The 17,444-nt window shown below is 65.8% G+C and carries 21 protein-coding genes; 15 read left to right on the top strand and 6 right to left on the bottom strand.

Translation table 11 applies throughout. From position 1 onward, the window contains the following. Window positions 1-28 precede the first annotated feature (28 nt). Genes RT655_RS01590 through RT655_RS01580 form a run of 3 tightly spaced genes read left to right on the top strand, consistent with a single transcriptional unit; the run spans window position 29 to window position 3,296 of the window. The gene (locus RT655_RS01590) at window positions 29-1,996 is read left to right on the top strand and encodes a TadE/TadG family type IV pilus assembly protein (RefSeq protein WP_313534631.1); all 1,968 of its coding nucleotides are present in this window, start codon (window positions 29-31) and stop codon (window positions 1,994-1,996) included. Continuing rightward, window positions 1,993-2,565: a TadE/TadG family type IV pilus assembly protein gene (locus RT655_RS01585; RefSeq protein ID WP_313534630.1), complete on the top strand. Its 573-nt coding sequence runs from the start codon at window positions 1,993-1,995 to the stop codon at window positions 2,563-2,565. The genes RT655_RS01590 and RT655_RS01585 overlap by 4 nt, the downstream gene beginning before the upstream one ends. Continuing rightward, window positions 2,562-3,296: a histidine kinase gene (locus tag RT655_RS01580; protein ID WP_313534629.1), complete on the top strand. Its 735-nt coding sequence runs from the start codon at window positions 2,562-2,564 to the stop codon at window positions 3,294-3,296. Before RT655_RS01585 ends, RT655_RS01580 begins: the two co-directional genes overlap by 4 nt. A 60-nt stretch (window positions 3,297-3,356) precedes the next feature. On the opposite strand, the gene RT655_RS01575 is transcribed toward RT655_RS01580, so the two are convergent. The 4 genes from RT655_RS01575 to eno all read right to left on the bottom strand — a co-directional run bounded on the left by RT655_RS01575 (window position 3,357) and on the right by eno (window position 7,601). Beyond that, window positions 3,357-4,745 (bottom strand): pyruvate dehydrogenase complex E1 component subunit beta, encoded by a 1,389-nt coding sequence (locus RT655_RS01575; RefSeq protein WP_313534628.1) that lies wholly within the window; start codon window positions 4,743-4,745, stop codon window positions 3,357-3,359. A gap of 1 nt (window position 4,746) precedes the next feature. After that, window positions 4,747-5,796, bottom strand: coding sequence for a pyruvate dehydrogenase (acetyl-transferring) E1 component subunit alpha (gene pdhA, locus RT655_RS01570; RefSeq protein WP_019367919.1), 1,050 nt, complete (start codon window positions 5,794-5,796; stop codon window positions 4,747-4,749). A gap of 146 nt (window positions 5,797-5,942) precedes the next feature. After that, on the bottom strand, window positions 5,943-6,263 hold the full coding sequence (locus RT655_RS01565; RefSeq protein WP_313534627.1) for a septum formation initiator family protein: 321 nt from the start codon (window positions 6,261-6,263) through the stop codon (window positions 5,943-5,945). Between the two features lie 57 nt (window positions 6,264-6,320). Next, window positions 6,321-7,601: a phosphopyruvate hydratase gene (gene eno / locus RT655_RS01560; RefSeq protein ID WP_313534626.1), complete on the bottom strand. Its 1,281-nt coding sequence runs from the start codon at window positions 7,599-7,601 to the stop codon at window positions 6,321-6,323. 114 nt (window positions 7,602-7,715) lie between these two features. Here eno and RT655_RS01555 point away from each other — a divergent pair, with 114 nt between their 5' ends. From RT655_RS01555 to RT655_RS01535, 5 genes are all read left to right on the top strand, one after another. Then, window positions 7,716-8,327, top strand: a complete 612-nt coding sequence (locus RT655_RS01555; protein WP_313534625.1) for a hypothetical protein — start codon at window positions 7,716-7,718, stop codon at window positions 8,325-8,327. An 18-nt stretch (window positions 8,328-8,345) separates the two neighbouring features. Next, window positions 8,346-8,687 (top strand): phage holin family protein, encoded by a 342-nt coding sequence (locus RT655_RS01550; RefSeq protein ID WP_313534624.1) that lies wholly within the window; start codon window positions 8,346-8,348, stop codon window positions 8,685-8,687. Continuing rightward, complete coding sequence (locus RT655_RS01545; RefSeq protein ID WP_313534623.1) at window positions 8,684-9,016, top strand: DUF3618 domain-containing protein; 333 nt, start codon at window positions 8,684-8,686, stop codon at window positions 9,014-9,016. Before RT655_RS01550 ends, RT655_RS01545 begins: the two co-directional genes overlap by 4 nt. Window positions 9,017-9,020: 4 nt before the next feature. Then, complete coding sequence (locus RT655_RS01540) at window positions 9,021-9,326, top strand: hypothetical protein (RefSeq protein ID WP_313534621.1); 306 nt, start codon at window positions 9,021-9,023, stop codon at window positions 9,324-9,326. A 77-nt stretch (window positions 9,327-9,403) separates the two neighbouring features. After that, entirely contained in the window at window positions 9,404-9,631 is a 228-nt protein-coding gene (locus tag RT655_RS01535) for a DUF4170 domain-containing protein (RefSeq protein ID WP_313534620.1), read from the top strand. Between the two features lie 192 nt (window positions 9,632-9,823). On the opposite strand, the gene RT655_RS01530 is transcribed toward RT655_RS01535, so the two are convergent. Together RT655_RS01530 and RT655_RS01525 are read right to left on the bottom strand one after the other, a co-directional pair. Then, window positions 9,824-10,225 (bottom strand): hypothetical protein, encoded by a 402-nt coding sequence (locus RT655_RS01530; protein ID WP_409530254.1) that lies wholly within the window; start codon window positions 10,223-10,225, stop codon window positions 9,824-9,826. 47 nt (window positions 10,226-10,272) lie between these two features. Beyond that, a complete protein-coding gene (locus RT655_RS01525) occupies window positions 10,273-11,925 on the bottom strand; it encodes a phosphoenolpyruvate carboxykinase (protein ID WP_409530230.1) in 1,653 nt (550 codons plus the stop codon). A 156-nt stretch (window positions 11,926-12,081) separates the two neighbouring features. Here RT655_RS01525 and RT655_RS01520 point away from each other — a divergent pair, with 156 nt between their 5' ends. The 7 genes from RT655_RS01520 to RT655_RS01490 all read left to right on the top strand — a co-directional run bounded on the left by RT655_RS01520 (window position 12,082) and on the right by RT655_RS01490 (window position 17,435). After that, window positions 12,082-12,792, top strand: coding sequence for a response regulator transcription factor (locus RT655_RS01520; protein ID WP_313534616.1), 711 nt, complete (start codon window positions 12,082-12,084; stop codon window positions 12,790-12,792). Beyond that, window positions 12,761-14,335, top strand: coding sequence for a stimulus-sensing domain-containing protein (locus RT655_RS01515; protein WP_409530229.1), 1,575 nt, complete (start codon window positions 12,761-12,763; stop codon window positions 14,333-14,335). Before RT655_RS01520 ends, RT655_RS01515 begins: the two co-directional genes overlap by 32 nt. 50 nt (window positions 14,336-14,385) lie before the next feature. Continuing rightward, window positions 14,386-15,318 (top strand): RNase adapter RapZ, encoded by a 933-nt coding sequence (gene rapZ / locus RT655_RS01510; protein WP_313534614.1) that lies wholly within the window; start codon window positions 14,386-14,388, stop codon window positions 15,316-15,318. Window position 15,319: 1 nt separating this feature from the next. After that, window positions 15,320-15,724 (top strand): PTS sugar transporter subunit IIA, encoded by a 405-nt coding sequence (locus RT655_RS01505; RefSeq protein ID WP_064312096.1) that lies wholly within the window; start codon window positions 15,320-15,322, stop codon window positions 15,722-15,724. Next, window positions 15,721-15,993 carry an HPr family phosphocarrier protein gene (locus RT655_RS01500; RefSeq protein ID WP_313534613.1) on the top strand — a complete coding sequence of 91 codons (273 nt, stop codon included), beginning with the start codon at window positions 15,721-15,723 and terminating at the stop codon, window positions 15,991-15,993. Before RT655_RS01505 ends, RT655_RS01500 begins: the two co-directional genes overlap by 4 nt. A gap of 169 nt (window positions 15,994-16,162) precedes the next feature. After that, the gene (locus RT655_RS01495; protein ID WP_313534612.1) at window positions 16,163-16,966 is read left to right on the top strand and encodes an RNA methyltransferase; all 804 of its coding nucleotides are present in this window, start codon (window positions 16,163-16,165) and stop codon (window positions 16,964-16,966) included. Continuing rightward, complete coding sequence (locus RT655_RS01490; protein ID WP_313534611.1) at window positions 16,935-17,435, top strand: META domain-containing protein; 501 nt, start codon at window positions 16,935-16,937, stop codon at window positions 17,433-17,435. Before RT655_RS01495 ends, RT655_RS01490 begins: the two co-directional genes overlap by 32 nt. Window positions 17,436-17,444 lie beyond the last annotated feature (9 nt).

Below are 17,444 nucleotides of genomic sequence, written 5' to 3'. Positions count from 1 at the left end.
CCGCGCCCCGGGGTTTCGATCGATCGCCATGTACAAAATGTTTCTCGAGCGGTTTCAGCGGCACCTCTCCGGGATGATCCCGAAGGGCGGTCTGCTCGGGCGTCTGCGCCGCAACGTGGCCGGCAACACGCTGGCGATGATGGCAATCGCGCTGATCCCGCTGCTGTTCATCGCCGGCTCCGCGATCGACACCGCCCGACTGTACATGGTCAAGAGCAGGCTGCAGCAGGCCTGCGACGCGGGCGCGCTTGCCGGGCGGCGATTCATGGCATCGACCAACGATCCCACGCTGGACAAGGTGGCGAGCGATCGCGCCACCGAGTTCTTCAACAACAATTTCAAGGCCGGCCTGTTCGGCACCAAAGGCCAGCCGGTCTTTGCGCCGTCCAAGACCAGCGACAATCAGGTGTCCGGCACCGCCAGCGTCGTGGTGCCGATGACGCTGACGAGCATGATGGGCTTCGGCAATCAGACGCTGCGGGTGGCCTGCGAGGCGCGCTACGATGTGGCGGATACCGACATCATGTTCGTGCTGGACACCACCGGATCGATGGCGTGCACGACTGCCGACGGCACGGGTGGCTGCGGACAGCTGCCTTATAGCTATGTCCGCCCCGACGATTCCACCGCACCCGGCTATGGCGGCACTACCGCCTATGCCGTGCAGGAGAAAGGCGGCTCCAAGATCGCGGCGCTGCGTCAGGCGGTGATCGACTTCTACAAGCTGGTCCATGTGACGGTCGATCCATCGACCAACGTCCGGTACGGCTTCGTGACCTACACCTCTACGGTCAATGCCGGCTATGCGATCAAGGCGCTGTCGCCCGATTACATCGTCAATTCGGCGACCTATGACAGCCGCGGCGCCCCCTATGACGTCAACAATGGCGCCAGTTCCTACGTAGACAAACCGGGATATAAAAAGCCCGACTGCGATGCCGTTAACAGTCGCACGCCTATTACGGGTTTCACCACCAGCGGCACCGCTTCCAAGACGACCGGCACCTGGACCGCCAACAACCAGAACTCGCCGGTCGGCACGTGCCGGATCACGACGCAGCCGCTTCGCATCGGCTGGACCTACAAGCAGTTCACCTTCGATACGAGCCAGTACAAGCTGGGCAACACGGTCATCGATCCCAGCAAGATCAACGGGACCACCTCGCGCTGGCAAGGCTGTGTCGAGGAGCGCAGCACCACCAAGCCGGCGACCTTCGACGTCAAGAATCTGCCGCCGGACCTGGACCCTGACACAGCGCCGACGAGCGACGCAACCAAATGGCGGCCGATGTGGCCGGACGTCATCTATTATCGCGGCAACACGTCCAGCGCCACCTCCGCCGGCAACAGCACGAACCCCTATGGCGACTATATCCCGCCTAATAGCCCAAGTTATTCGGTGGCCGCCTTCACGCCGATGAGCTTCTACTACAACATCGCCAATGGCTGGGTCTCGTGCGGCAAGCCGGTACGGCGCCTGACCACGATGAGCGAGGACGATGTCCGCGCCTATGTGAACGCCAAGGATTTCGTTCCGCAGGGCGGCACCTATCACGACACCGGGATGATCTGGGGAACGCGGCTGATCTCCCCCACCGGGATGTTCGCCAGCGACACGCGTGCCTGGCCCGGGCGCAATGCGCCGCAGCGATACATCGTCTTCATGACCGATGGCGACATGCAGCCCAACATGTGTCTGTACGGCATGTACGGCATCGAGTCGTACGATCAGCGCGTCGTGAGTAACGGCGCGAACTCGTGCGCCGGGAACTCGAAGCAATTGGATGCACACAACGCCCGCTTCCTCGTCGAGTGTGAGGCCGCCAAGGCGCGCAACATTACCATCTTCGTCGTTGCGTTCGGCCAGACGCTTACCACCCAGTTGCAGAGCTGCGCATCGCCGGGGCAAGCCTTCTACGCCGCCGACAACGCGGCGCTCAACGCGGCCTTCCAGACGATCGCCAAGCGTGTGGCGATGTTGCGGATCTCGCGATGACCCGCGCGCTGATACGCGACCGTCGCGGTGCAACGCTCGTCGAATTCGCCATTCTTCTGCCGGTGCTGATGCTGCTGCTGATGGGGCTGATGGACCTCAGCTATCAGGCCTATGTCCAGGCCGTGCTGGAAGGCGCGCTTCAGAAGGCTGCCCGCGATTCCACGATCGAGTCCGCGCCTATCTCGACGATCGACAACCGCGTCGCCACGGCCATCCGGCAGGTCGCCCGCAACGCCACGGTCACACCCAACCGGCTGTTCTACTCCAGCTTCGCGCTCATCAAGCCCGAGGAGATATTCGACACCAACGGCAACGGCAAATTGGATGCGGGCGAATGCTATCTGGACATCAATGGTAACAAGCAGTGGGATCGGGACCCCGGCCGTTCGGGCCAGGGCGGCGCCAGCGACGTGACGGTCTACAGGGTGCAGGTAACCTACACCCGACTGTTTCCGCTGGCCGGGCTGGTCGGGTGGAGCAAGCAGGTGACGCTGACCGCCTCCACCCGTTTCAAGAACCAGCCCTACAACACACAGATGATCCCCACCCCGACGAAGATCTGCACATGACCGCCTCGACCATGTTTCACCGGCTGACCGCCGACCGATCCGGCGCCGCGCTGCTCGAATTCGCCCTCGGGCTGCCGATCGTGCTGACGACGGGATTATGGGCCGCCGAGCTGACCAACTATGCAATGACCAATCAGCGGCTCAGCCAGATCGCGTTGGCACTGGCGGACAATGCCAGCCGCGTCGGCGAATTCAAAGGCACCGGCTTCACGATGCTGCGCGAGGTCGACATCAACGACGTGCTGCTGGCCGCCAAGCAGCAGGGCACCCCGCTCAACCTCACCGGCAACGGGCGGATCACCCTGTCCAGCCTAGAGAACAGCGGCGGCACGCAACGCATCCACTGGCAGCGCTGCATCGGCGCCAAAGGCGGCACCGCCTATGATTCGCACTATGGCAAGACCGTGAAGGCGGACGGCGTGACCTATGATCCTGACGCGGGCGTCAACAACGCCGCCACGGGTGACAACAGCAGCGAGCATCCCGGCACGCTCGCCCCCAATGGCATGGGCGAGAACGGCGCCCAGGTGAACGCACCAACCGACTCCGGCGTGATGTTCGTCGAGATCAATTATCTCTACACGCCATTGGTCGGCAAAGGCTGGTTCACCAACACGAGGACGATCCGCTACGTCGCCTCGTTCGTCGTCCGCGACAATCGCGATTACGGCCAGGTCTACAACCCCGCGCCAACCTCGAACCGCTCGACCTGCGATCAGTACGGCGCCTGACGAAAAAGGCCCGCCCGACGGGATGTCGGACGGGCCTGTTTCCTGCTCGGGCGCAGACGATCAGCGATAGGTGACCTTCTTCACGACCGCGACGGCCTTGTCGGCGGTCACCATCGCGAGCTTTTCGAGGTTCGCGGCATAGGGCAGCGGCACGTCCTCGTTGGTCACGCGCAGCACCGGCGCGTCGAGGTCGTCAAAGCCCTCTTCCATCACGAACGCGGCGACTTCCGACGCGATCGAGCAGGTCGGCCAGCCTTCCTCGACCACCACGATGCGGTTGGTCTTCTTCAGGCTCTCCAGCACGGTCTGCTTGTCGAGCGGACGCAGCGTGCGCAGGTCGATCACTTCCGCGTCGACGCCTTCAGCCGCCAGCTTCTCGGCGGCTTCCAGGGCCACGCCCACGCCGATCGAGTAGCTGACCAAAGTCACGTCCTTGCCTTCGCGCACGATCCGCGCCTTGCCGATCGGCAGGACGTAGTCGTCGAGCTTCGGCACGTCGAAGCTGCGGCCGTACATCAGCTCGTTCTCGAGGAACACGACCGGATCCTGGCTGCGGATCGCCGCCTTGAGCAGCCCTTTGGCGTCGGCAGAGTCATAGGGCGCGATCACGATCAGACCCGGAACGCTGGCATACCAGGGGGCGTAGTTCTGACTGTGCTGCGCGCCGACGCGGCTCGCCGAGCCGTTGGGGCCGCGGAACACGATCGGGCAGCGCATCTGGCCGCCGGACATGTAGTTGGTCTTGGCCGCCGAGTTGATGATGTGATCGATCGCCTGCATGGCGAAGTTGAACGTCATGAACTCGATGATCGGCTTGAGGCCGCCCATCGCCGCACCGGTGCCGACGCCGGCAAAGCCGTATTCGGTGATCGGCGTGTCGATGACGCGCTTGGGGCCGAATTCGTCGAGCAGGCCCTGGGTCACCTTGTAGGCGCCCTGATACTCGGCGACTTCCTCGCCCATCACGAAGATGCGCGGATCGCTCCGCATTTCCTCTGCCATCGCGTCCCGCAGCGCTTCGCGAACCGTGGTCTTCACCATCTCGGTGCCGGCAGGCACGGCGGGATCGGCGGGACGGGTCTTTTCGACTGCGGCGGTCAGCTGGGCAGTGCCGGTTTCCGGTGCCTTGTCGGCAGCCGGTTCCGGAGTCGGCTCGGTCTGCTGGCTGGCCGGGGTCGGAGCTGCGGCGGCGGAGGACGCATCCTCGCCCTCGCCCGCGATCATCGCGATCACGGTGCCGACCTTCACGTTATCCGTGCCCTCGGCGACCAGGATCTTGGCGATCGTGCCCTCGTCGACGGCTTCGAATTCCATCGTCGCCTTGTCGGTCTCGATCTCGGCGAGGATGTCGCCGGACTTCACGACATCGCCTTCCTTGACCAGCCACTTGGCGAGCGTGCCCTCTTCCATGGTCGGCGAGAGCGCCGGCATCTTGAGTTCGATCGCCATCTCAGTAGGTCTCCACCAGCACGTCGGTATAGAGTTCGGCCGGATCGGGCTCCGGCGTCTGTTCGGCGAAGTCCGCCGATTCGTTCACGATCTTGCGGATCTCGGCCTCGAGCGGCTTGAGCTGCTCTTCGGTCACGCCCATCGTCTCGAGCTCTCGCTTCACTGCCTCGATCGGGTCCGACTTGTCGCGGACCGACTGGACTTCCTCGCGGCTGCGATACTTGGCCGGATCGGACATCGAGTGGCCGCGATAGCGATAGGTCTTCATCTCGAGGATGATCGGGCCCTTGCCGGCGCGCACCCAGGCGAGCGCTTCCTCGGCGGCACCGCGGCAGGCGAGCACGTCCATGCCGTCCACCTGGATGCCGGGGATGCGGAAGCTTTCGCCGCGCTTGTACAGCTGGTCTTCGGCCGAGGAGCGGTTGACGCTGGTGCCCATGGCGTACTGGTTGTTCTCGATCACGTAGATGATCGGAAGCTTCCACAGCTCGGCCATGTTGAACGATTCGTACACCTGGCCCTGGTTCGCGGCGCCGTCGCCGAAATAGGCCATGGCGACGCCGCCATCCTCGTTATACTTGTGCGCGAAGGCGAGGCCCGTGCCGAGCGAGACCTGGGCGCCGACGATGCCGTGGCCGCCGTAGAACTTCTTCTCGGTCGAGAACATGTGCATCGAGCCGCCCTTGCCGCGCGAGATACCCGCGCCGCGGCCGGTCAGCTCGGCCATGATCACCTTGGGGTCGATACCGTAAGCGAGCATGTGGCCATGGTCGCGATAGCCGGTAATCACCGAGTCCTTCTCGCCGTCCAGTGCCGACTGCAGGCCGACTGCCACGGCTTCCTGGCCGATGTACAGGTGGCAGAAGCCGCCGATGAAGCCGAGACCATAGAGCTGGCCCGCCTTCTCTTCGAAGCGGCGGATCAGCAGCATCTGGCGATAAAATTCGAGCAGCTGTTCCTTCGAGGCCTTGAACCGTTCCGGTTCGCTGGGCCGCTCGCGATTCGGTACGGCGGGTGGGGTCGGTGCGTTGCGTGCCGGTGCTTTGGCCACGATCAGATATTCCTCATCCGGGGAGGGGAAAGGCGGGTGCCTATACGCGCGTTCTTGCAAAGCTTGCAACCAACGCGCGGGCCAGGCCCACGTTCATCCGCACTAAGACGCTCCGCCGCGGCTGGCAACAGGTGCCGCTACGGCAGTCACTTCTTGTCGAGCGGGATGATCACTTCGTCGGGGCGGACGACGTTGAGCTGCTTGCGGGCAAGCTCGTCGACAATGTCGGGATCGGCGCCATGCTTCGGATCGAGCAAATCGACTCGATTCTTGAGCTCGGCACGCTTCTTGTCGAGCAGCGCATAGTCGCGCTGCTTGGCGGCAAGCTCGTGCTGCACTTCCTTGGCGGCGACGATCCCGTTGGGCCCCAGAACCGCGTTATAGGCGAAGAAGCCGATGGCGATCAGCGCCGCGGCGGGAAGCCCCGCGCGGCGCAGCAGCGTGGACATGGGCGAAGCGCGCTTCATGCCCGTGTTTTTCGCTGATCGATCGGCTCTTAGCAAGATTGCGGTTCCTAACTAGGGTCAGGCGCGGCGCAGTACCGAACGGCCGGCATAGACCGCCGCGTCGCCCAGCTCTTCCTCGATGCGGATCAGCTGGTTGTACTTGGCGAGCCGGTCCGAGCGCGCGAGGCTGCCGGTCTTGATCTGGCCGCAGTTGGTGGCGACCGCGAGATCGGCGATCGTCGCGTCCTCGGTCTCGCCCGAACGGTGCGACATGACGGCCGTGTAGGACGAGCGCTGGGCGAGGCTGACCGCCTCAAGCGTTTCGGTCAGCGTGCCGATCTGGTTGACCTTGACGAGCAGCGAGTTGGCATAGCCACCCTCGATGCCGCGCAGCAGGCGCTCGGGGTTGGTGACGAACAGGTCGTCGCCGACCAGCTGGACCTTACCGCCCAGCAGGTCGGTCAGTGCCTTCCAGCCTTCCCAGTCGTCCTCGGCCATGCCGTCCTCGATCGAGAAGATCGGATAGTCGGCAGCGAGCTTGGCGAGGAACTCGGCATTCTCGGTCGAGCTGAGGGTCTTGCCCTCGCCCACCATCTTGTAGGCACCGTCCTTGAAGTACTCGGTGGCGGCGCAGTCGAGCGCGAGCATCACGTCGTCGCCCGGCTTGTAGCCGGCGGCCTCGATGCTGGTCATGATGAAGTCGAGCGCTTCGGTGGTCGAGGCGATGTTCGGCGCGAAGCCGCCCTCGTCGCCCACGCCGGTCGCCAGGCCCTTTTCGTGCAGCTTCTTCTTCAGCGTGTGGAAGATTTCCGAACCGCAGCGCACCGCCTCGACGATGTTCTCGGCGCCGACCGGCACGATCATGAATTCCTGGAAGTCGATCGGGTTGTCGGCATGCTCGCCGCCGTTGATGATGTTCATCATCGGCACCGGCAGCACGTGCGCGTTGACGCCGCCGACATAGCGATAGAGCGGCAGCCCGCGCGCATCGGCCGCGGCCTTTGCGGCGGCGAGGCTGACGCCAAGGATGGCGTTGGCGCCCAGGCGGCCCTTGTTGGCGGTGCCGTCAAGCTCGATCATGGTGCGGTCGAGATCGGCCTGGTCTTCGGCGTCGAGGCCGAGAACCGCCTCGGCAATCTCACCGTTCACCGCATCGACGGCGCCTTCGACGCCCTTGCCGAGCCAGCGGGACTTGTCGCCGTCGCGCTTTTCCACGGCCTCATGGGCACCGGTGGAGGCGCCCGAAGGCACGGCGGCGCGGCCGAAGCTGCCATCGTCCAGCAGGACATCCACTTCCACCGTGGGGTTGCCACGGCTGTCGAGGATTTGGCGGGCGTGGACGTCGATGATTGCGGTCACGTCATGATCTCCGTAACATATTAGGAAAGGGGCGCGCGGTGCCTCTAGCGGTTCGCAAGGGAACTCGCAAACGGGGCCGTTGTTGTCTCGCCGAGGCATGGAGGCAATCAGATCATGGTAGACGAAACGACCAACATCGCAGGCGATCCGCTCGCAGGGAACATGGGTGCGACCGGTGCGGCAAGCGGCGGCACCGAAGGCGGCAGCGGCGCGGAAGGCAGCAGCTTCACGCGCAATGCTTCCGACACGATTCGTGAGGAAGCATCGAAGTACGCCGATCAAGCCAAGGAGCACATCCTGGGCTTTGCCGGCACCGGCAAGGACCGCGCGACCAGCGCGCTCGACGAAGTCGTCGAGATGATGCGCACCGCTGCGGGCGACGTCGATGCCAAGCTCGGCGAACAATATGGGCAATATGCCCGCACCGCCGCCGACAACATCGCCGGCTTCGCGGACTCGCTGCGCGGCAAGGACGTGAATGAGCTGCTCGGTGAAGCAACCGAGTTCGTCAAGAAGAGCCCCGCGATTGCCGTGGGCACCGCCGCGGCGCTCGGCTTCGTGATGGCACGCGTGATCAAGTCCGGTATCGAAGCCTCGGGCGCGACTGCGACGACCGATACCAAGGCTGCCCCGACCGGCAACTCGCCGTCGACGGAGGACCTCAAGGTCGAGCCCGCCGGCTTCGGCAGCGGTCCGTCGGCGTCGCCCGGCACCACCCAGAGCTAAGGACGGGCAGCACAGGGCATGGACGCCCCCCGAACGGAAGACGCCGGCATCGGTGAGCTGATCGGCCAGCTCACCGAAAATGCCAAGGATTATGCCCGCGCCGAGGTCGATTATGTGAAGGCGGTTGCCCAGGCCAAGGTGGCCGAGGTCAAGGGCGCGGCGATCGCCGCCGTCCTGGCCCTCGCGCTTGCCTTGGCAGCAGCAATCGGGCTGATCGTCGGCGCGATCCTGACGCTGGCGACGTTGGTCGGCCCCGGCTGGGCGACGCTGATCGTCGTCGGAGTCAGCCTCGTCGTTGCCGCCCTGCTCGGCTGGGCGGCGGCACGCGGCATTCGCAAGGCGATGGGAGCGCAAGCATGACGGTACCCCGCGATCCTGACGCCGCTCGGGCGCGTGCCCGCGCGGCGCGCGACAAGCTGATGACGACGGTCGGTACGATTCAGGAACGGCTCAAGCCGCGCAACATCGCACAAGAAGCGATGGAGAACGCCAAGCACAGCGTGACGACCATCGCACGCGAAGGCACCGAAGCGGTTCGCGAACGACCGTGGCTCGCCGCGGCCGTCACCAGCGGTATCGGGCTGGTGCTCGCACGCGGCTGGATCGCCGACATTTTCCGCAAGGGCAAACACGAAACCGACGGGCCCAAAAAGGGTTCGGATCCCAAAGACAGCAATGCAGAAGGATGACGCCATGAGCACCGAAACCGAAACCGGATCGCGCCTCTCCGAAAACCCCGGCCTGCTGCTCGCCGGCGGTGTCGCGGTGGGCGTGGTTATCGGCATGCTGCTGCCGCGCTTCGAGCGTGAAAAGGCGGCCCTTGCACCGCTGGGTCGCAAGCTTGCCGACGGCGCTACCGCCGCCGTGCATGCCGCCAAGGAAAGCGGCCGCGAGCAGATCGAATCGCTGATCCCCAATAGCGACGCCACCAAGGAACGCGTCTCGGCGCTGTTCGGCACGGTGATCGACGCCGCCAAGGACGCGACCGCCAAGCGCTAAGCCGCCTATAAGGGGGTTGAGTGCGATGCTGCAGTGCCGGTAAGGGCTGCAGCATCCCCCCACCCCCAGGAGGCGCAATGAGCAAGCTTCACCTGGTCTTCGGCGGCCGCGTTGCCGACCCGACGACCCTCGATTTCGTCGATCCCTCGAAGCTCGACGTGGTCGGCATCTTTCCCGATTATGCGAGCGCCGAAAAGGCGTGGCGCGCCGCAGCACAGCGTACCGTCGACGATGCCGAAATGCGCTATGTGGTGGTCCATCTCCACCGCATGCTCGATCCGGAAGCCGAAGCCGCCAAGGCGTGATCTACGCCGATCGCTCTCCTCTTGGGGAAATGCGATCGCATGGACCAAACGCTCGTCATCCCCGCCAAGGCGGGGATCCATTGCCGCCGGTGTCTCGGCTCTTGCTGTAACGCACAGGCGAATGGATCCCCGCCTTCGCGGGATGACGGTGGTTTTGCCGATACGGACGGCCGCCCGTCAGGGCTTGAGCGCTTACGGCAGCGGCGCCAGATCGGGCTCGACGAAGCCCCTTCGCGCCGCCACCGAGAACAGGCGCTCCCGGCTGTAGAACTGCAGCGGCCAGTCGCGCCGACCCATCGGCGATGCGAGCAAGCCGTTCACCCGCGCCGCTAGGTCCGCCGCTCCCGCGTCCGCCAGGAACAGACGCACGCCCGCGACATAGGTGCACGTGATCGTTTCGTGATAGCCGCTGCTATCGTCGTTGACACCCCCGACGCTCTCGTTGAACCGACGGATGAGGCCGCCAATCTGCGCATCGACATCGATGTCGGGCCGCTCGCTCAGCAGATAGCAGCACGCCGCGAGATGTGCCTCGTGCGTCCATTCCTCGCGCGCCAAGGTGCAGGCAAGCAGCCCCTCCCCGATCCGCACGATCGCCGCGGCGCTGGGGAAGCACCGCGGCGGAGGGCCGGCCGCCTCGCTCAGGCGAGCGCCCGCGCTTTCGGCGCGGCGGCGCGGACGCCGGCTTCGACATGGTCCTCGAACTGCGCAAAATTCTCCACGAACTGGTCGACCAGCCGCTCCGCCGTAACATCATAGTCGGCCTTGTCTGGCCAGGTCTCGCGCGGGTCGAGGATCGCCGTATCCACCCCGGGTACCGCCACCGGGACCTCGAAGCCGAAATAGGGATCCACCCGGAACTCCGCCGAAGCGAGGCTGCCGTCGAGCGCAGCGTTGAGCAGCGCCCGCGTCGCCTTGATCGGCATGCGGTGCCCGATGCCATATTTGCCGCCGGTCCAGCCGGTATTGACCAGCCAGCACGCGACCTTGCCCTCGGCGATTCGCTTCTTGAGCAGATTGCCATAGACCGACGGATGTCGCGGCATGAACGGCGCGCCGAAGCAGGTCGAGAAAGTCGCCTCCGGCTCGGTGACCCCAATCTCGGTACCCGCCACGCGTGCGGTATAGCCCGAGAGGAAATGGTACATCGCCTGCTCGGGCGTCAGTCGCGCGATCGGCGGGAGCACACCATACGCGTCGGCGGTGAGGAAAATCATGTTCTTCGGCACCGGCCCCAGATTGTCGGCCGACGCGTTGGGGATGAAGTCGATCGGATAGGAGCCGCGACTGTTCTCGGCCAGCGTCGCATCGTCGAGATCGAGCGCGCGTGTCTGGGGATCCATCACCACATTCTCCAGCACCGTGCCGAAGCGCTTGGTGGTGGCGAAGATCTCCGGCTCGGCCTCGGGCGAGAGGCGGATCATCTTGGCGTAGCAGCCGCCCTCGAAGTTGAAGACGGCGGTGTCCGACCAGCCATGTTCGTCGTCGCCGATCAGCGTGCGGCTGGCATCGGCCGAGAGCGTGGTCTTGCCGGTGCCGGACAGCCCGAAGAAGATCGCGGTGTCCCCCTTGGGCCCGATATTGGCCGAGCAGTGCATTGGCATGATGCCTTGTTCGGGCAGCAGATAGTTGAGCAGGCCGAACACGCTCTTCTTCATCTCGCCGGCATAGGCGGTGCCGCCGATCAGGATCAGCCTGTCGGTGAAGTTCACCGCGATCACCGTTTCGCTGCGGGTGCCGTGGCGCGCGGGATCGGCGCGGAAGCTCGGCAGGTCGATGATCGTGTATTCGGGGGCGAAGTCCGCCAGCGCCTCGGTCTCGGGGCGCACCAGCAGCGTGCGGATGAACAGATTGTGCCAGGCGAGTTCGTTGATCACGCGCACCCGCACCCGGTGCTCGGGCTGCGAACCGCCATAGAGGTCTTGCACGAACAACTCGTCGCGGTTGCCCAATGCGGTCAGGAAATCGGCCTTAAGCGCGGTGAAATGCGCCGGCGTCATCGCCTGGTTGGTCTTGCCCCACCACACGCTGGCCTCGGTCTCGGCATCGCGGACGATGAACTTGTCCTTGGCCGAGCGTCCGGTATGCGCTCCGGTAGCAACCACCAGCGGGCCGTCCGCAGCCAGACTGCCTTCACCGCGCCGGATCGCATGTTCGACCAGCGGCGCGGTAATCAGGTTCCAATGCAGCACTGCCGACGTGGCAATTCCCTGCTCGTCAAGACCATGGCGCGACTGACGCAAGTTCACAACACCCTCCTCAACCACTGTCGCGCTATTTATATGACAAAGCATATCATTGCTTCGCGGCGCAACTTTATTTCGATTCGTCTCCTGACATGCGCACGCCGAAAGGGTCAATCCGGGTAAGCGTTGTCGGTCTGTTGAGGCAGAAGAAACTTTGGTCTAACGGGTGTCGATGCTGTTTTTGCGCCAGCCCCGGGTTGCCGGATGACCGCCACGATCGCGCTGGTCGATGACGACCGCAACATCCTCACCTCGGTATCGATCGCCCTTCAGACCGAGGGCTTCCTAACCCGCGTCTATTCGGACGGCGAAAGCGCGCTCAAGGCGCTGATCGAGAACCCGCCCGAACTGGCGGTGCTCGACATCAAGATGCCCAAGATGGACGGGCTGGAACTGCTCCGCCGCCTGCGCGAGAAGAGCCAGATCCCGGTGATCTTCCTCACCAGCAAGGACGACGAGCTGGACGAAGCGCTTGGTCTTGCGATGGGTGCGGACGACTATATCGCCAAGCCGTTTTCGCAGCGGCTGCTGATCGCTCGCATCCGCGCGATCCTGCGCCGTACCGAGACGGCCCTGCCCGTCGCCGAGGGCGCGGCGCCAGCCGAGCCGGCCGAGGCGCTCGAGCGCGGCCGCCTCAGCATGGACCCGGCGCGGCACAAGGTCACCTGGGGCGGCGTCAACGTCACGCTGACGGTCACCGAGTTCCTGATCCTGGAAACGCTCGCCCAGCGTCCGGGCATCGTCAAGACGCGCAACCAGCTGATGGACGCGGCCTATCAGGACGACATCTATGTCGACGATCGCACGATCGACAGCCACATCAAGCGTGTCCGCCGCAAGTTCCGCCAGGTAGACCCCGAGTTCGACGCGATCGAGACGCTGTATGGCGCGGGCTATCGCTTCTCGGATGAATGACGAGCGCGACCTGGCGCTGCGATGGTCGGGCCGGGTCAGCCTCACGCCGCGCATCCTGGCGGTCAACATCTTCGCGCTGGCGCTGCTGTGCGGCGGCTTCTTCTATCTCGACAGCTATCGCAGCCGCATCGTCGACAGCCGCGTCGAGCAGACCAGCCGCGAGGTGCGGCTGATCGCACAGGCGCTGGCCTCCGCCACCGACAAGCGCCGCGACCTACTGGTGCTGAGCCTCGCGCGCGACATGGGCACACGCATCCGCCTCTACGACCCGCAGGGCAAGCTGCTGAGCGACAGCCGCGAGCTGGGCCTGCGCAACCTGCTGCTCCGCGATCCGGACAAGGATCCCGTCGGACAGACCATCGCGCGCTTTCTCGACGCGGTGATCGACAAGGTCGCCGGTGCCGATCGTGCGCCGCTCTACCGGGAGCGGCCGCGCGATGCCGGGCTCGACTGGCCCGATGTCCGCACTGCTCTCGAAACCCATGCCGCCGCCGCCTCGGTCTGGCGCGCCCCCGACCGCACTCCCGTGATCACCGCCGCTGCACCGATCACCGGGCTGGGCGTGGTGATGACAGCGGTCAATGCGCGCGACATCACCCAGACGGTGCGGATCGAGCGCTATCGGCTCGGCGTCGTGCTCGCCATCGTGTCGCTGGTCTCGGTGTTACTGTCTCTGTTCCTCGCCCGCACGATCGTGCGCCCCTTGCGACGGCTAGCGCTGGCGGCAATCCGGGTGCGGCTCGGCCGCGCGCGCGAAGTGATCGTGCCGCGCCTGCCCGATCGCCGCGATGAGATCGGCATGCTCGCCCGCGCGCTGTCCGACATGAGCGGCGCGCTGCGCGCTCGCATCGACGCGACCGAAACCTTCGCCGCCGACGTCACGCACGAACTCAAGAACCCTCTCGCCTCCCTCCGCTCCGCCGTCGAGGGGCTGTCGAACGTCAAGGACCCCGCCCTGCGCGAGCAGCTGCTCGACATCGTCCGGGACGATGTCCACCGGCTCGACCGGCTGATCACCGACATCTCCGAAGCCTCGCGCATCGACGCGCAGCTCAGCCGCACGACCTTCGAGCCCTTCGACCTGGGCGAGCTGATCGCCGCACTGATCGGCCAGCGCGAGACCCGCGGCGTGCCCGAGGAGATCCGCCTGCGCTTCGATCGCCCGCGCGGCCAGTCGATGGAAGTAATGGGCGATCCCGCCCGGCTTGAGCGCGTGTTCGAAAATCTGATCGAGAATGCCCTTTCCTTCTCGCCGCCCGGCGCGCTGATCGCGATCTCGGCCGAGGAGGAAGACGACGCCCTCGCGATCTGGGTGGAAGATGAAGGCCCCGGCGTGCCCGAGGAGGCGCGCGAGGCAATCTTCCGCCGCTTTCATTCGGTCCGCCCCTCCAGCGAGGCGTTCGGCCAGCATTCGGGACTTGGGCTTGCCATTGCCCGCACCATCGTCGAAGGCCATCAGGGAAGCATCATCGTGGAATCGCGGGAGGATCGATCGCAGGGCGCACGTTTCGTGGTGCGGCTGCCATTGGCGGCCCGCGCATGAACCCGCCGGTCGAACCGTCCGCGCTCCCGACAAGCTATAACGAGAGCACCATGCAACGGCGTCGCCCCAAACATATCCTGCTCGTCACCGGCATGTCGGGTGCCGGCAAGTCGACCGTATTGCGCACGCTTGAGGATCTCGGCTGGGAGGTGGTCGACAACCTCCCGCTTCTCCTCCTCAACCGCCTCCTCGATACCGCCCCCGGCGCGGACGGAGGCGACGACGACCGCCCGCTCGCGCTTGGCCTGGGCACCCAGACGCGGGGCTTCGATGCCGAGAGCATCGTCCAGCGCATCAAGAAGCTGCGCGAGGACCAGGGCCTCGACGTCGGCACGCTGTTTCTCGAATGCGCCGGCGCCGAGCTGGTCCGCCGCTTCTCCGAAACGCGGAGACGCCACCCGCTGGCGCAGGATCGCCCCGCCGAGGACGGCATCGCTCGCGAGCGGGAGCTGTTGGGGCCGCTGCGGCGCTGGGCAAACCGGCTGATCGACACCAGCGACATGAAGGCCAACCAGCTGTCGCAGACGATCCGCGGCGTCTTCTCGGAAGACGGCGGCAAGACGACGTTCAGCGTCACGTCGTTCGGTTTTTCCCGCGGATTGCCGCGCGACGCCGATCTCGTTCTCGACATGCGCTTTCTGCGCAATCCGCATTGGGATCCGGCGCTGCGTCCCGGCACGGGACTCGATGCCGACGTCTCCGCCTATATCGCGTCCGACTCGGCCTATGATGCCGCCATGGCGCAGATCGAGTCGCTGCTGCTGCTGCTCCTCCCCCGCTACCAGGCGGAGGGGAAGGCCTATGTGACGATCGCGTTCGGCTGCACCGGCGGACGGCACCGCTCGGTCCATGTCGCCGAACGGATGGCCCGCCGGTTGCGCGACGAAGGATTTTCGCCCACGGTGACGCACAGAGATTTGCAGACCGCGCCACAGGACTCCCTGGAGGGGGCGCCGGTGTCCATGGCTAGGGGCGGAGAATAGAATGATCGGGTTGGTGCTCGTGACGCACGGACGACTCGCCGAGGAGTTCGTCGTCGCGATGGAACATGTGGTGGGAAAGCAGGAGCAGGTCGCCGCGATCTGCATCGGCCCCGAGGACGACATGGAGGGCCGCCGCGCCGACATCGCCAGCGCCATCGGCGCGGTCGATTCGGGCGAAGGCGTGATCGTGCTGAGCGACCTGTTCGGCGGCACGCCTTCCAATCTCGCTATCTCGCTGATGAAGGCGGGCAAGGTCGAGGTGATCGCCGGCATCAGCCTGCCGATGCTGATCCGCCTGGGCAGCGCCCGCAAGACCATGTCCGTCACCGACGCGGTGCTCGCCGCGCGCGACGCCGGCCGCAAATACGTGACGGTCGCATCCGAAATGCTGGGGCCGCCGCAATGAGCCGGGTGGCGCGCGAGGTGCTGATCGAGAACCGCCGCGGCCTCCACGCCCGCGCCAGTATGGCCTTCGTCACGCTCGCCAGCACCCAGCCCTGCGAGCTGACCGTCGAGAAGGACGGCAACAGCGCCGCTGGCACCTCGATCCTCGACCTGATGATGCTTGGCGCCGCCAAGGGCGACACGATCACGATCTGGGCCGAAGGCGACGGCGCCGAGGGTGCGGTGCAGGCGCTGGTCGAACTGGTCGAAGCGCGGTTCAACGAGGAGTGAGCTACCAAACTTAAGCCCCTCCTCCTGGGAGGAGGGGTTTGGGGGTGGAGGGATGCCAGACCAGAAGTCGGTCTCGGTGAGACACAGCCCCACCCCAACCCTCCCCTGAAGGGGAGGGGCTTAGTTCCCCCAACTAGCCCCCGCCCCCGTCCCGCCCTATAGCGGCCCGATGCCACGCGAAATCACCGCCTATTCCAACCCCCTCATCAAGCGCATGCGCAACCTGCGCGACAAGCGCCACCGCCGCGAAGAGGGGCTGTTCCTCGCCGAGGGCCTGCGCATCCTGACCGAGGCGCGCGAAGCCGGCCGGATCCCCGACTATCTGTTCTACACCGCCGAGACCGCCCGCCACCCGCTGGTGGTCGCGCTGGTCACCGCCACCGAGGCGCAGGGCGGCGAGGCAATCGAAACCAATGCCGACATCCTCTCGAAGCTCTCCGGCAAGGACAATCCGGGCGCGGTCGTCGGCATCTACCCGGAGTTCGCGCTGGACCTCGCCGATATCGACCGCAGCACCGCACCGATCTGGCTGGTCGCCGAGCGGCTGCGCGATCCCGGCAATCTCGGCACCATCCTGCGCACCGGCGACGCGGTGGGCGCCGGCGGGCTGATCCTGCTCGACGACTGCGTCGATCCCTTCTCGGTCGAGGCGGTGCGCGCGAGCATGGGCGCGCTGTTCACCGTGCCGGTCGCCCGCACCCGCTGGGAGGAATTCGAGCCCTGGCTGCGCGCCGGCCCCGGCCAGCTTGTCGGCCTCAGCCTCGACACGGATCACGATTACCAGGCCCCGCGCTACGCCGCGCCGACCTTCCTGCTCACCGGCAACGAGGCGCAGGGCATGCCGCCGCATATGGAAGCCGCCTGCGATCTTCTGGTAAAGATTCCCATGCTCGGCAAGGCGGACAGCCTCAATGCAGCAGTGGCAACGGCGGTGATGGCCTATGAAGTACGCAACCAGTTCCGTCACGGCTGACCGCCGCCCCCTCGCCGCGGCCGCCGCGCTCGCATGGGCGTTGACTGCCGCCCTGCCCGCCGCTGCGCAATTCTCCGAGCCGCCAACGGTGCGCGAAGTTCCGCGCGCCGAAACGCGTGCCTTCGACGCCGAGGAACAGCTGCTGCTCGGCGACTGGCGCGTAGCCGGTGTCGCGGGCCACGCCGCGGTCCTTGGCAGCCGCGCCCGCCTGAAGCTGGAGGGCCTCCGGATCAGCGGCTATACCGGCTGCAACGCGCTCGGCGGCAACTACCGTGTGGAGCGCGGCTATCTTACGACCGGCGGCGTGATCACCACGCGCCGCGCTTGCGCGCCTGCACTGATGCGGCAGGAAAAGGCGCTGCTCGCGTTGCTCGACCAGCGCCTCGCGATCCGCCAGAGTCATCGCGGCCAGCTGCTGTTGACCGGGCGGGACGGCAAGACGCTGGTGCTCGTGCGGTCCGCGGGCTGATCAGCCGCG

It is taken from the genome of Sphingomonas sp. (assembly GCF_032114135.1).
Classification (GTDB): Bacteria; Pseudomonadota; Alphaproteobacteria; order Sphingomonadales; family Sphingomonadaceae; genus Sphingomonas.
Note: the sequence above shows the minus strand (reverse complement) of the source record. Positions and strands in the feature narration are given on the sequence as shown.